The organism is Thioclava sp. NS-SX20, from assembly GCF_057380695.1.
In genome coordinates, this window is sequence record NZ_CM170816.1 from 2,569,703 (window position 1) to 2,583,619 (window position 13,917).

A 13,917-nucleotide genomic window follows, 5' to 3' on the forward strand; every position below is an offset into this window, starting at 1 on the left:
AGGGGCCCGTTTAAGATCTTCTGGGAGAGAACCATGAACACTGTTAAGCTGACGGCATCCGCCCTTGCCATCACCGTTGCCTCCACGGCAGGTGCCTTTGCGCGTGACAATATCCAAGTCGCAGGCTCGTCCACCGTTCTGCCTTACGCCTCGATCGTGGCGGAAGCTTTCGGCGAAAACTTCGATTTCCCCACTCCGGTCGTTGAATCGGGTGGCTCTTCCTCGGGTCTGAAGCGCTTCTGCGAAGGGGTCGGTGAAAACACCATCGACATCGCGAACGCCTCGCGCGCCATCAAGGACAAAGAGATCGAGACCTGCCACGCCAATGGCGTGAATGACATCATTCAGGTCCGCATCGGCTATGACGGGATCGTCTTCGCCAGCCAGAAAACCGGCCCCGAATTTACCGCCTTCCAACCGGCAGACCTCTATAACGCGCTTGGCGCCAAAGTCCTGAAAGACGGCAAGCTGGTCGATAACAGCTATGCCAAATGGTCGGATTTCAACGCCGATCTGCCGGATGTCGAGATCGCGGCCTATATCCCGGGCACCAAACACGGCACCCGTGAAGTGTTCGAAGAGAAAGTCCTCGTTCAGGGCTGCAAGGATTCCGGCGCGCTGGACGCAATGGTCTCGGGTGGCATGGACGAGAAAGACGCCGAAAAGGCCTGTATGTCGGTGCGCACCGATGGCAAATCGGTCGATATCGACGGGGATTACACCGAAACCCTCGCCCGCATCGCCTCGAACCCCGATGGCGTCGGCGTCTTCGGTCTGGCCTTCTACGAGAACAACACCGACAAGCTGAAAGTGGCCACGATGGGCGGCGTCGAACCCTCGACCGAAACCATCGCCTCGGGTGACTATCCGGTGTCGCGTCCGCTCTACTTCTACATCAAGAAGGCGCATATCGGCGTGATCCCCGGACTGAAAGAATACGCGGAATTCTTCGTCTCCGACGAGATCGCAGGCCCCGATGGCCCGCTGGCACAATACGGTCTGGTCTCCGATCCGGAACTGGCAACAACCCAACAGGACGTTGCTGACGAGAAAACCATGGGATCGGGCATGTAATCTGCCCTACCCGGCTTATTCGGGGGGGCGGCAGATCCTGTGCCGCCCTCTTCTTTGTTTCTCCGCCTTTCACCTTGGCATACTCAATCGATCGGAGCTGACATGCCTGCTATCTGGCTTTTGGTTATCGTGCTGGTGCTCGCGGCCCTTGGCTTCGTGCTGGGCCTTTCCCGTGCCCTGTCCTCTGCGGGGGGCGACAGCCGCATTCTCCATTCGCTCCCGAGTTATTATGGCAGCAACGTCGCGATGATGACGCTTGTGCCTGCCCTTCTGGTGCTGGCCGTCTGGCTGATCGCGCAGCCCTTCGTGGTCAATATGCAGGTCACCGCGGCCATCCCCGCGGCCACGGTTGAGGAACATGGCAATATCAGCCTGATGATGTCGGATGTGACACGTCTGGCCGAGGGGCTGGATATCGCGGTTGCCAAAGGGGCCATGACCGCCTCGGAAGCCGCCCATCTGCAAGCAGGCGACACTCTGCGCGCGAAGATGGCAGGTCTGGGTGTGGCGCTTGGCTCGCAGGTCGATGCCCCCACACTGAAGGCCGCACAGCACTATCGTAGCCTCACCGCCACCGGCAATATGATCCGCATGGTCGTGGTGCTGGGCGTGGCCATCGGGTTCTTCCTGCTGACGCTGAAAGCCACCCATAAAGACCTGCGCGCCCGCAATATCGTGGAGCGCGGCATCAAGACGCTGCTGATTTTGGCGGCGTCCATCGCCATTCTGACTACCATCGGGATCGTGCTGTCGCTGATCTTCAACACGGTGCATTTCTTCCGCCTCTATCCGGCGACGGATTTCTTCTTAGGCACCAACTGGACGCCCTCCTTCGGGGGTGGCTCGCAACTGGGCATCCTGCCGCTTCTCTGGGGCACGCTTTACATCAGCTTCATCGCGCTGGCCGTGGCCGTGCCGATCGGCCTTTTCGCCGCGATCTACCTGTCGGAATATGCGTCCAAGCCGGTGCGCGCGATTGCCAAGCCGCTGCTGGAAGTGCTCGCCGGTATCCCGACCATCGTTTACGGCCTCTTCGCGCTGCTGACCGTGGGCCCTGCCCTACAGACGGTCTTTGGCCGCGACGGGCTGGACTGGATGGGGGCGGCAAGCTCGGTGATGACCGCGGGTCTGGTGATGGGCATCATGCTGATCCCCTTCGTCTCCTCGCTGTCCGATGACATCATCAATGCCGTGCCGCAATCGCTGCGCGACGGCTCTTACGGGCTTGGTGCCACCAAATCCGAAACCATCAAACAGGTGGTCTTCCCCGCCGCCCTTCCGGGCATCATCGGGGCGATCCTGCTGGCCGCCTCGCGCGCCATCGGCGAGACGATGATCGTGGTTCTGGGGGCCGGTGCTGCTGCCCGCCTCAGCATGAACCCCTTCGAGGCAATGACCACCGTGACCGCCAAGATCGTCAGCCAGCTGACCGGCGACGCCGATTTCGCCTCGCCCGAGGCTCTGGTGGCCTTCTCTCTGGGGATGACGCTTTTCGTCATGACCCTCGCGCTGAACATTGTCGCGCTCTACATCGTGCGCAAGTATCGGGAGCAATACGAATGACCGACGCCGCTGCAAACACCCCCGAGCGCCGCTCGATCCACCACCCCGACGCCCGCACCCGCAAACGCAACGCGCAGGAAAAACGCTTCCGTGCGATGGGGATCGGGGCCATCGCTCTGGGTCTGGTCTTTCTGGTGGTCCTTCTGTTTACCATCCTGACCAATGGCGTCTCGGCCTTCCAGCAGACATTCATCAATGTGCCGGTCTATCTGGACCCCGCGAAACTGGACAAGAAGGGCAACCGCGACCCTGCCGATATCGCCAAGGTCTCGACCTTCGGCTATGGCCCGCTGATCGAGAACGCGCTTCTGGATACGGTCCAGAAAGCAGGCATCGATACCGCGCTGACCAAAGCCAAGGATATGAAGAACCTGATCTCGGCTTCTGCCGCCAATGTGGTGCGTCAGGACGTGATCAATGACCCCTCGCTGATCGGCCAGACGCTGACCTTCAAGGTGCTCGCCTCGTCGCGCGTGGATGGCTACCTGAAAGGCCGTGTGCATCGCGACGAGATCGCTTTGGATAAAAACATCACCGTGGCGCAGCTGGATCTGACCGATGCGCTGGTCGAGGCCGGTATCGTGAAGAAACAGTTCAACTGGGACTTCATCACCGGATCGGATGCCTCTGAAAGCCGCGCCGAGCAGGCCGGTATCGGCACCTCGATGATCGGCTCGCTGTTCATGATGCTGGTGGTGCTGTTCCTGTCGCTGCCCATCGGGGTGGCAGCCTCGATCTATCTGGAAGAATTCGCGCCGCAGAACAAATGGACTGACCTGATCGAGGTGAATATCTCGAACCTCGCTGCCGTTCCGTCGATCGTCTTCGGTATCCTTGGCCTTGCGGTCTTCATCCAGTTCATGCATCTGCCGCAATCGGCGCCGCTGGTCGGTGGTCTGGTGCTGACGCTGATGACCCTGCCGACGATCATCATCTCGACCCGCGCCTCGCTCAAGGCCGTGCCGCCCTCGATCCGTGACGCGGCGCTGGGGATTGGCGCGTCGAAGATGCAATCGGTCTTCCACCATGTGCTGCCGCTGGCCATGCCCGGCATTCTGACCGGCACGATCATCGGCCTTGCGCAGGCTCTGGGCGAGACCGCGCCGCTCCTGCTGATCGGGATGATCGGCTATATCGCCTCCAACCCGCCGGATGGCATCATCGCGGGGTTCCTCTCGCCCAACTCCGCGATGCCCGCACAGATCTATGAATGGGCAAAACGCGCCGACCCCGCCTATTATGAACGGGCATGGGGGGGCATCATTATCCTCCTGGTGTTCCTGCTGACGATGAACATCATTGCAATCATCCTGCGCCGCAAATTCGAGCGCCGCTGGTAAGGGACCCACCATCATGAACGACATGAGACTGACGGAGAGAAAAGTGGACGCCAAGGATATGAAAATCCAAGCCCGTAAGGTGCAGGTCTATTACGGTGACACTCACGCCATCAAGGATGTCGATGTCGATATCCTCGACAAGACCGTCACCGCCTTTATCGGGCCGTCGGGCTGCGGGAAATCGACCTTCCTGCGCACGTTGAACCGGATGAATGACACGATCGACATCTGTAAGGTCAAGGGCGAGATCCTGCTGGACGGCGAGGACATCTACGACAAGCGCGTGGACCCCGTGCAGCTGCGCGCCAAGGTGGGGATGGTGTTCCAGAAGCCCAACCCCTTCCCCAAGTCGATCTATGACAATGTGGCCTATGGCCCGCGTATCCACGGTCTGGCCAAGAACAAGGCCGATCTGGACGAGATCGTGGAACGCGCCCTGCGCGGTGCCGCCATCTGGAACGAGGTGAAGGACCGCCTTCAGGCCCCCGGCACCGGCCTTTCGGGTGGCCAGCAGCAGCGTCTGTGCATCGCGCGCGCCGTGGCGACCTCGCCCGAGGTTCTGCTGATGGACGAGCCCTGCTCGGCGCTGGACCCGATTGCCACCGGTCAGGTCGAAGAACTGATCGATGAACTCCGCACGCAGTTCTCGGTGGTGATCGTGACGCACTCGATGCAGCAGGCGGCCCGCGTGTCGCAGCGTACCGCCTTCTTCCACCTTGGGAACCTCGTGGAATATGGCGAGACGGGCGATATTTTCACCAACCCCAAAGACCCGCGCACCGAGGCCTATATCACTGGCCGGATCGGCTAAGGGACGACAGGAAGAGAAGGATAATAAATGAGCCAAGAACATATTTCTTCCGCTTTCGACCGTGACCTGGAGGCCGTTCAGGCGCTTGTCGTGAAGATGGGCGGCATGGTTGAACAGCAGATCCTTGATGCTGCCGAAGCCCTTGAAAGCCGCGATGAAGAGCTGGCCCAACGCGTGCGCGCGCAGGATAAGGCCATCGACGCGCTTGAAGAGCAGATCAACGAGGAAGCGGCCCGCATCATCGCGCTGCGGGCGCCTGTGTCGCGCGATCTGCGTCTGACGCTGTCGGTGATCAAGATCGCGGCCAGCCTTGAACGTGCGGGTGACTACGCCAAGAATATCGCCAAGCGGACCCAGATCCTGATGGATGTGCCGGCCGTTGACGGGTCGTCGAAGGCGATCCGCCGTATGGCGCAGGCGGTCGAGGGCATGCTCAAGGATGTGCTGGATGCCTATATCCAGCGCGACCCGCAACTGGCCCGCGATGTGCGCGACCGTGATGTGGAAGTGGACCAGATGTATAACGCGCTGTTCCGCGAGTTCCTGACCTATATGATGGAAGATCCGCGCAATATCACCGGCTGCATGCACCTGCATTTCATCGCGAAGAATATCGAACGGATGGGCGACCATGCGACCTCGATCGCCGAGCAGGTGATCTATCTCGTCACCGGCGAGACCCCCGATGAAGAACGCCCGAAGCAATCGAGCGTGATTCCGATGGATACGACGGAGAAGTAACATGTCCCCGGCACAACAGCCCTGTGTTCTGGTGGTCGAGGACGAATCGGCCCAGCGTGAAGTTCTTCAGTATAACCTTGAAGCCGAAGGGTTTCGCGTTGTGATGGCGGTCAATGGCGAAGAGGCGCTGTTGATGGTCAAGGAAGAGAAGCCCGACCTGATGGTGCTGGACTGGATGCTGCCCAATGTCTCGGGCATCGAGATCTGCCGCCGCGTGAAAGCCTCGGGCGACACACGGCACATCCCGATCATCATGCTCTCCGCGCGCTCGGAAGAAACCGACCGCGTGCGCGGGCTGGAGACGGGGGCCGATGATTATGTCGTCAAACCCTATTCGGTAGTTGAACTGATGGCGCGGCTGCGCACCCAGTTGCGTCGCACCCGCCCCGCCACGATGGGCGAGCGGCTGAATTTCGAGGATATCATCCTTGATAGCGCCGAGCACCGTGTCTTCCGCGATGGCCAGCCACTGAAACTGGGTCCGACCGAATTCCGCCTGCTATCAACCTTAATGGAAAAGCCGGGCCGTGTGTGGACCCGCGACCAGCTTCTTGACCGCGTCTGGGGCCGCGACATCTATGTCGATACCCGCACCATCGACGTGCATGTGGGCCGGTTGCGCAAGGCGTTGATGGCCCATGGCGGCAATGATCCCGTGCGCACGGTGCGCGGCACCGGTTACAGCTTGGGCTGATTGTCCAGAAAATCCTCGACATCGGCACGGGTCGGAATGGCATCGGCTGTTCCCGCCCGTGTGACCTTGAGCGCAGAGGCCGCCGAAGCCAGACGCATCGCCCGTTCCCGCGTGCATCCTTCGGCCAGCGCCGCTGCCAGATAGCCCGCGAATGTATCGCCTGCCCCCGTCGTATCGACCGGTGTCACGGGAAAGGCCGGCATCACGATCAGCCCGCCGGTTTCCAGATTGTGCCACGTAGCCCCCTGCGCGCCCTTGGTCACCACGATCTGTTTCACGGGCAACTCCTGTAAGCTGAGCCCGAAACTGGCGCAAAGGGCACGCGCCTCGCCCTCGTTCACGATCAGCAGCGAGACATAGGGCAGCACGGCACGCACAGCCGCCTCGTCAAAGGGGGCGGCGGAATAGATCACGAACAGCCCCCGCTCGGCAGCCAGTTGCGCCGCCTCGACCTGCAGGCCCGTCTCGTTCTGCAAGATCATCAGATCGCCGTCCTCGGCCTGATCCAATGCCTCGTCCAGCGCGGTTTCGGGAATGGTGCGGTTGGCTCCGGGATGAAGCACGATCGAATTCTCGCCCGCCTGATCGACATAGATGATCGCATGACCCGAAGCCTCACGCACGATGACCACCTGCGAGCAATCGACACCGGCCTCCTCCATCCGTTCGACCATCCAGCGCCCTTCCGCCCCGATGGCCCCGATATGGCGGATCTGTGCCCCCGCACGGGCACAGGCAACCGATTGGTTGGCCCCTTTCCCCCCCAGACCGCGGTCATATCCAACGGATGCCAATGTCTCGCCCGGTTGTGGCAGATGCGGCAAGCGGTAGAAAAAATCCGCATTGATCGAGCCAAGATTGAAGATTTTCATAAAGCCCCCGAAAGATGCCAGCCCCTTGGAAGGCTACTCTTTTGCAGTCGGAAAGAACAAGGTCCGGCAAAGGGTTTCCCCCTTGCCGGACCTGTTTTGTTTTACAGTTTTGTGGCGCTTATTTCGCGCTACAGGCCGCCAGCGCCGCCATATTGACGATGTCGGACACAGTCGCGGTGGTCGAACACACCTGAATCGGATGTTCCACGCCGGTCAGGATCGGGCCGATCACGGTGGCCCCGCCCATCTCTTGCAACAGCTTGATCGAGATCGAGGCCGAGTGACGCGCGGGCATGACCAGAATATTGGCCGGACCCGACAGGCGGCAGAAGTCGTATTTCTTCATCACCGACGCATTGAGCGCCACATCCACAGCCATCTCGCCGTCATATTCGAAATCGGCGCCACGCGCGTCGAGCACCTGCGGCGCGACATGCATCTTCTGCGAGCGTTCCGACACCGGATAGCCGAAGGTCGAGAAGGAACAGAAGGCCACCCGCGGATCAAGCCCCAGCGAACGGGCAACCCCCGCTCCGGCGGTCGCGATATCGGCCAGATCGTTCTCGTCGGGCCATTCATGCACCAGCGTATCGCCCAGAAGCACGATCTTGCCCTTGTTCAGCACGGCAGTAATGCCGACGGCCCCGCTTTCCGAGGTGGCATCAACCACCTTGTTGATGCGTTCCAGCACATGGGCCGATTTGCGGGTCACACCGGTCACCAGCGCATCGCCATGACCATGCACCAGCATCAGCGCCGCAAAAACGTGACGGTCGCGGGCGGCCATCTTATAGGCATCCTCGCGGTCCACCCCCTGACGCTGCAGGCGCTTGTAGAGGAAGTCGCGATAGGCATCGAGGTGCTTGGTATTGGCGGCATTCACCACGGTCAGCTCGCGGAAGGCATCGCCAAGACCTGCGCTTTCCAGATTTTCGCGCACCTCGTTCTCGCGGCCCACCACAATAGAGGTGCCGGTGCCCGAGCGCTGGTATTGCACAGCCGCGCGCAGCACACGCAGATCATCGCCCTCGGCAAAGATCATACGGGCCTGCGCCTTGCGCGCACGGGCATGGATCGACTGCAGGATCGTCGCGGTCGGGTCCATACGGGCCCTCAGGCTATGGACATAGGCCTCCATATCGATGATCGGACGACGCGCCACACCCGTATCCATACCGGCTTTGGCCACCGCCGGCGGGATCACATGGATCAGACGCGGATCGAAGGGCGTGGGGATGATATAGTCGCGCCCGAAAGACAGCTTGCGGCCATAGGCCATTGCCACCTCATCCGGCACGTCCTCGCGGGCGAGTTTCGCCAGCGCCTCGGCACAGGCGATCTTCATCTCGTCATTGATCGCGCGGGCATGGATATCGAGCGCCCCGCGGAACAGATAGGGGAAGCCCAGCACGTTATTGACCTGGTTCGGATAATCCGAACGGCCCGTCGCCACGATCGCATCCTCGCGGACTTCATGGGCCTCTTCGGGGGTGATCTCGGGGTCGGGGTTGGCCATCGCGAAGATGACCGGATTATCGGCCATCGATTTCACCATATCCTGCGTCACAGCGCCCTTGGCCGAGACACCAAGGAACACATCCGCCCCTTCCATCGCATCTTCCAGCGTCCGCGCCGTAGTCTCGATCGCATGAGCCGATTTCCACTGGTTCATGCCCTCGGTGCGACCTTTATAGATCACGCCCTTGGTGTCGCACATGATGCAGTTCTCGTTACGCGCGCCCATCGTCTTGATGAGCTCAAGGCAGGCGATACCTGCAGCACCGGCGCCATTGAGCACGATCTTGCAGTCTTCGATCTTCTTGCCCGATATCTCGAGCGCGTTCAGAAGGCCCGCCGCACAGATCACCGCCGTGCCGTGCTGGTCATCATGGAACACCGGAATATCCATCTGTTCCTTCAGCGCCTGTTCGATGATGAAACATTCGGGCGCTTTGATGTCTTCAAGGTTGATGCCGCCGAAAGTCGGCTCCATCAACTTGACGGCCTTGATGATCTCGTCGGCCTCCATCGTATCCAGTTCGATATCGACGGCATTCACATCGGCGAATTTCTTGAACAGAACCGCCTTGCCTTCCATCACGGGCTTGGACGCCAGCGCGCCAAGATTACCCAGCCCCAGAATGGCCGACCCATTCGAGATGACGGCAACCATATTGCCTTTGACCGTGTAGTCATAAGCGGTCTCGGGGTTCTCGGCGATGGCTTCCACCGGAACCGCCACCCCCGGGCTATAGGCCAGCGACAGGTCGCGCTGGGTGGTCATGGGGGTGGTCGGGGTAATTTCGAATTTCCCCGGCGTGGGCTCCAAGTGATAGCTCAGAGCTTCTTCACGGGTGATTTTGTTCTTTCCGGACATGTGGGCCGATATCCTTCTTGCAAGTCACAATCTTCTTAGCCGCTTGGGGCCTGCGTCTCAATAGATTGCGGGCCGGCTTCGCCTTTTGTAGGGTCCGCCACGAGCAAACAGGGGGCAACCGATGGCAAAGCCGACCGTCACACCGATGATGGAACAATATCTGGGGATCAAAGACACCAATCCGGGGGCTTTGCTGTTCTACCGCATGGGCGATTTCTACGAGATGTTCTTTCAGGATGCGGTCGAGGCGGCTGCGGCGCTCGATATCGCGCTGACCAAGCGCGGCAGCCATGAGGGCGAAGAGATCCCGATGTGCGGCGTGCCTGTCCATGCCGCCGAAGGCTATCTGCTGACGCTGATCCGTAAGGGATTTCGCGTGGCGATTGCCGAGCAGTTGGAAGATCCCGCCGAGGCCAAGAAGCGCGGCTATAAATCGGTCGTCAAACGCGATGTCGTGCGGCTGGTCACCCCCGGCACCCTGACCGAGGAAAGCCTTCTGGAAGCGCGGCGCCACAATTTCCTTGCGGCCTATTCCGCCCTGCGCGACGAGGGCGCGCTGGCTTGGGTTGATATTTCCACCGGCGAATTCCGTGTGATGGCCTGTGCACCCGCGCGTCTGGGGCCGGAACTGGCCCGCCTGACCCCGCGCGAGGTGCTGGTGTCGGATAGCGGCGAAGAGGCATTCCGCGAAGTGATCGAGGATGTGAGGGCCGCCGTGACCCCCTTGGCGCGGGCGGTGTTTGACAGTGCCTCGGGTGAACAGAAGCTGCGCGATCTTTATCAGGTGGGCTCGCTTGAGGCCTTTGGCAGCTTCACCCGTGCCGAGCTTTCGGCCATGGGCGCGATTGTCGACTACCTCGACCTGACCCAACGCGGCAAACTGCCGCTTCTGCGCCGCCCCCAGCGCGAAGAGGCAGGCACCATCGTGCAGATCGACGCCTCGACGCGGCGCAATCTGGAACTGACGCAGGCTCTGTCGGGCGGGCGCGAAGGGTCTTTGCTGAATGTCATCGACCGCACTGTGACGGCGGGTGGGGCGCGTCTGCTGGAACGTCGCGTGGCGGCCCCCTCGCGCGATCTGGCGCAGATCCATGCCCGCCATGACACGGTGGCGTTTCTCGTGGAACAGACCCGTTTTACGGAAGACCTGCGGTCTGATCTGAAGCGCTGCCCCGATATGGACCGCGCCCTGTCGCGGCTGGCGCTGGACCGCGGCGGCCCGCGCGATATGGCCGCGATCCGCAATGGCTTAGGTCAGGCGGGCGGGCTTTATGATGTGATCACAGGCTCTGAGGCGCCGCGTTTGTTACAGGATGCGGCGCAGGCACTACAGGGCCATGATGCGCTGGTGGCGCTGCTGGATGCCGCCCTGATTGCCGAGCCGCCGCTGCTGGCGCGTGATGGCGGGTTTATCGCGCAGGGCTATGATGAGGAACTCGACGAAACGCGCCGCCTGCGGGACGAGGGGCGCGGGGTGATTGCGGGTATGCAGGCCGGATTTGTCGAGGAAACCGGCATTTCGAGCCTGAAGATCAAGCATAACAACGTGCTGGGCTATTTCATCGAATGCACCTCGACCCATGCCGAGAAGATGCTCTCGGCCCCCCTGTCCGAGAAATTCATCCATCGCCAGACCACGGCCAATCAGGTGCGTTTCACCACCGTTGAACTTTCCGAGCTGGAGACGCGTATCCATAATGCCGGTGCGAGGGCGTTGGAGATTGAAAAACGGCTCTATGACAGGCTGAAAGCCGCGATCATGGATCAGGCAGGGCCGATCGGCGAGGCGTCGCGTGCGCTGGCCGAGATCGATCTGGGCTGTGCTTTTGCCGATCTGGCGCGCTCGGGTGACTGGGTCCGCCCCGAGATCGACAGCTCCCGCGCGTTTGAAATCACCGCAGGGCGGCATCCGGTGGTGGAACATGCGCTCAAGCGCTCGGGCACGCCGTTTATCGCCAATGATTGCGGGCTGACCAAAGACAGCACGCCTGCGATCTGGTTGCTGACCGGCCCGAATATGGCGGGTAAATCGACCTTCCTGCGACAGAATGCGATCATCGCGCTGCTGGCGCAGGCGGGCAGCTTTGTGCCTGCGGAACGGGCGCATATCGGGCTAGTGAGCCAGCTGTTTTCCCGTGTGGGGGCCGCCGATGATCTGGCGCGGGGGCGCTCGACCTTCATGGTCGAGATGGTCGAAACCGCAGCGATCCTCAATCAGGCCGATGACCGCGCGCTGGTGATTTTGGACGAGATCGGGCGCGGCACGGCCACCTATGACGGGCTGTCAATCGCTTGGGCAGTGATGGAGCATCTACATGCCACCAACCGCTGCCGTGCCCTTTTTGCGACCCATTACCACGAGATGACAGCGCTTTCGGCCAAACTTGACGGGGTGGAAAATGCGACCGTCAGCGTGAAGGAACATGCGGGCGATGTGATCTTCCTGCATGAGGTGAAGAAGGGTGCGGCAGACCGGTCCTACGGGGTGCAGGTCGCGCGCTTAGCGGGTCTGCCCGATAGCGTGGTATCACGCGCGAAATCGGTGCTGGACATGCTCGAAAAGGGCGACCGTGACAGCGGTGCCAAGAAACAGATGTTGATTGATGATCTGCCGCTTTTCGCCTCTGCGCCGCCGCCTGCGCCAGTGCCGCAAGGCCCCAGCCCGCTGGAAGAACGCCTGAGCGGGATCAATCCCGATGACCTGTCCCCGCGCGAGGCGCTACAGGCGCTTTATGAGCTGCGCGAGATGCTGAAATGACAAAGGGGGCCAAGCGGCCCCCTTTTCAATGCGTCACGTGAAACATCACTTCGGCGTCGAGCTGACACCGACCTTGGCCGGACGCAGCAGACGGTCGTGGATCATAAAGCCCACATCCATCACCTGAATGATGTCGCCCGCCACGGTGTTCGGCACGGGGGCTTCGAACATCGCTTCGTGATGGGTCGGGTCGAATTTGTCACCCACCTGCGGCGCGATCTGGTTGATGCCGTGCTTTTCGAAGACGTTCAGCAACTCACGCTGGGTCAGTTCGACGCCCTCGATCAGCGCCTCGGCTTTTTCGCGCAGCTCGTCCGAGATAGCGTTCAGCGCGCGCTGCATATTGTCGAAAACCGGCAGCATGTCGCGGGCCAGACGCGACCCACCGTAATTTTCGGCATCGCGGCGCTCTTTATCGGCACGCTTGCGCGAATTCTCGGCATCGGCCAATGCGCGCATCCAGCGGTCGCGCAGCTCGTCGCGTTCGGCACGCAGGGCTTCAAGCTCGCCCTCGCCTTCGTTCATGATGTCTTCGAACGTCTCGTCGAGATGAACCTGATCTTCGCTCATTTCGTCTTTTTTGTCGCTCATGCGTTTCATCCTTTGCCCCGGCCCGACAGCATCCGCCCGACCAGTTGCGCTGTATAGTCCACGATCGGCACGATCCGCCCGTAATTCAGCCGTGTCGGGCCGATGACGCCAATCGCACCGATTATCTTCCGATCAGCGTTCATATAGGGACTTACCACCAGAGAGGAACCCGAAAGTGAAAAAAGCTTGTTCTCGGAGCCAATAAAAATGCGCACACCGTCCCCGTCCTGCGCCAGATCGAGAAATTCCGCGATGTCACGCTTGCGTTCCAGATCATCAAACAAGGTGCGGATACGGTCCAGATCGGAGATCTGCTCCAGAAGATTCGACTGTCCGCGCACGATCAGGCGTTCGTAAGAGGTGCCCTTGTCCTCCCATTCGGCCAGCCCCTGTTCGACCAGATCAGCCGCCAGCGTGTCCAGCTCGGCACGGCGGTTTCTGATTTCATCGGCCATCACGTGGCGCAGCTCGGTCAGGGTGCGCCCCTCGGCCAGCGAGTTGATGAAATTCGCCGCCTCCCGTAGCGAGGATGGCGTCTGGCCGGGCGGCGGTGTGAAGACACGATTTTCGACCTGACCATTGGCAAAAACCAGCACCACCAGCGCACGATCGGGCGCAAGGCCCACAAATTCGATGTGTTTGATCGGCGCTTCCTGCTTGGGCGACAGAACAAGGCTCGCCCCATGCGTCATTCCCGACAGGGCCGAGCCGACGCGATCCATCAGATTGCCCAGATCGGGATCATTGCCGCCAACGCTGGCATCCAGCGCCGCGCGGTCCTCGGCCCCCAATGTGCCGACCTCCATGAAACCGTCGACAAACATCCGCAGCCCCATCTGCGTCGGCACCCGCCCCGCCGAAATATGCGGGCTGTCCAGCAGACCGAGGAATTCGAGATCGTTCATCACATTGCGGATGGTTGCCGCCGAAAGCTTTTCGCTCATCATGCGGGTCAGGCTGCGCGAGCCGACCGGATCGCCGGTTTCCAGATAGCCCTCGACCACGCGGCGGAATACCTCGCGCGAGCGGTCATTCAGCTCTGTCAGGGTCTGTTTTTGCTCTGTCATGGTCTCAAAACTCCTGAGCCGCAGTAAAC

General features: G+C 61.1%; 11 protein-coding genes. 7 read left to right on the plus strand and 4 right to left on the minus strand.

What is annotated here, in order from left to right; genetic code table 11:
- The first annotated feature begins 33 nt into the window (after positions 1-33).
- From AC2ISB_RS12640 to phoB, 6 genes are all read left to right on the plus strand, one after another.
- Positions 34-1,074 carry a substrate-binding domain-containing protein gene (locus tag AC2ISB_RS12640; RefSeq protein ID WP_339108592.1) on the plus strand — a complete coding sequence of 347 codons (1,041 nt, stop codon included), beginning with the start codon at positions 34-36 and terminating at the stop codon, positions 1,072-1,074.
- 102 nt (positions 1,075-1,176) lie between these two features.
- Complete coding sequence (gene pstC, locus AC2ISB_RS12645; protein ID WP_486575296.1) at positions 1,177-2,637, plus strand: phosphate ABC transporter permease subunit PstC; 1,461 nt, start codon at positions 1,177-1,179, stop codon at positions 2,635-2,637.
- Positions 2,634-3,977, plus strand: a complete 1,344-nt coding sequence (pstA, locus tag AC2ISB_RS12650) for a phosphate ABC transporter permease PstA (RefSeq protein WP_486575297.1) — start codon at positions 2,634-2,636, stop codon at positions 3,975-3,977. The genes pstC and pstA overlap by 4 nt, the downstream gene beginning before the upstream one ends.
- A gap of 13 nt (positions 3,978-3,990) precedes the next feature.
- Positions 3,991-4,788, plus strand: coding sequence for a phosphate ABC transporter ATP-binding protein PstB (gene pstB, locus AC2ISB_RS12655; RefSeq protein WP_339108595.1), 798 nt, complete (start codon positions 3,991-3,993; stop codon positions 4,786-4,788).
- A gap of 27 nt (positions 4,789-4,815) precedes the next feature.
- Positions 4,816-5,529: a phosphate signaling complex protein PhoU gene (gene phoU, locus AC2ISB_RS12660; RefSeq protein WP_339108596.1), complete on the plus strand. Its 714-nt coding sequence runs from the start codon at positions 4,816-4,818 to the stop codon at positions 5,527-5,529.
- A 1-nt stretch (position 5,530) separates the two neighbouring features.
- Positions 5,531-6,223, plus strand: a complete 693-nt coding sequence (gene phoB, locus AC2ISB_RS12665; protein WP_339108597.1) for a phosphate regulon transcriptional regulator PhoB — start codon at positions 5,531-5,533, stop codon at positions 6,221-6,223.
- On the opposite strand, the gene AC2ISB_RS12670 is transcribed toward phoB, so the two are convergent.
- On the minus strand, positions 6,208-7,095 hold the full coding sequence (locus AC2ISB_RS12670; protein ID WP_339108598.1) for a ribokinase: 888 nt from the start codon (positions 7,093-7,095) through the stop codon (positions 6,208-6,210). The genes phoB and AC2ISB_RS12670 overlap by 16 nt on opposite strands.
- A gap of 118 nt (positions 7,096-7,213) precedes the next feature.
- A complete protein-coding gene (locus AC2ISB_RS12675) occupies positions 7,214-9,472 on the minus strand; it encodes an NADP-dependent malic enzyme (RefSeq protein WP_406735824.1) in 2,259 nt (752 codons plus the stop codon).
- Between the two features lie 121 nt (positions 9,473-9,593).
- Between AC2ISB_RS12675 and mutS the strand changes: the two genes are divergently transcribed.
- A complete protein-coding gene (mutS, locus tag AC2ISB_RS12680; protein WP_486575300.1) occupies positions 9,594-12,230 on the plus strand; it encodes a DNA mismatch repair protein MutS in 2,637 nt (878 codons plus the stop codon).
- A gap of 45 nt (positions 12,231-12,275) precedes the next feature.
- On the opposite strand, the gene AC2ISB_RS12685 is transcribed toward mutS, so the two are convergent.
- Together AC2ISB_RS12685 and hrcA are read right to left on the minus strand one after the other, a co-directional pair.
- Positions 12,276-12,821 (minus strand): nucleotide exchange factor GrpE, encoded by a 546-nt coding sequence (locus tag AC2ISB_RS12685; RefSeq protein ID WP_339108601.1) that lies wholly within the window; start codon positions 12,819-12,821, stop codon positions 12,276-12,278.
- A gap of 5 nt (positions 12,822-12,826) precedes the next feature.
- Entirely contained in the window at positions 12,827-13,888 is a 1,062-nt protein-coding gene (gene hrcA / locus AC2ISB_RS12690) for a heat-inducible transcriptional repressor HrcA (protein WP_339108602.1), read from the minus strand.
- Between the last annotated feature and the right edge of the window lie 29 nt (positions 13,889-13,917).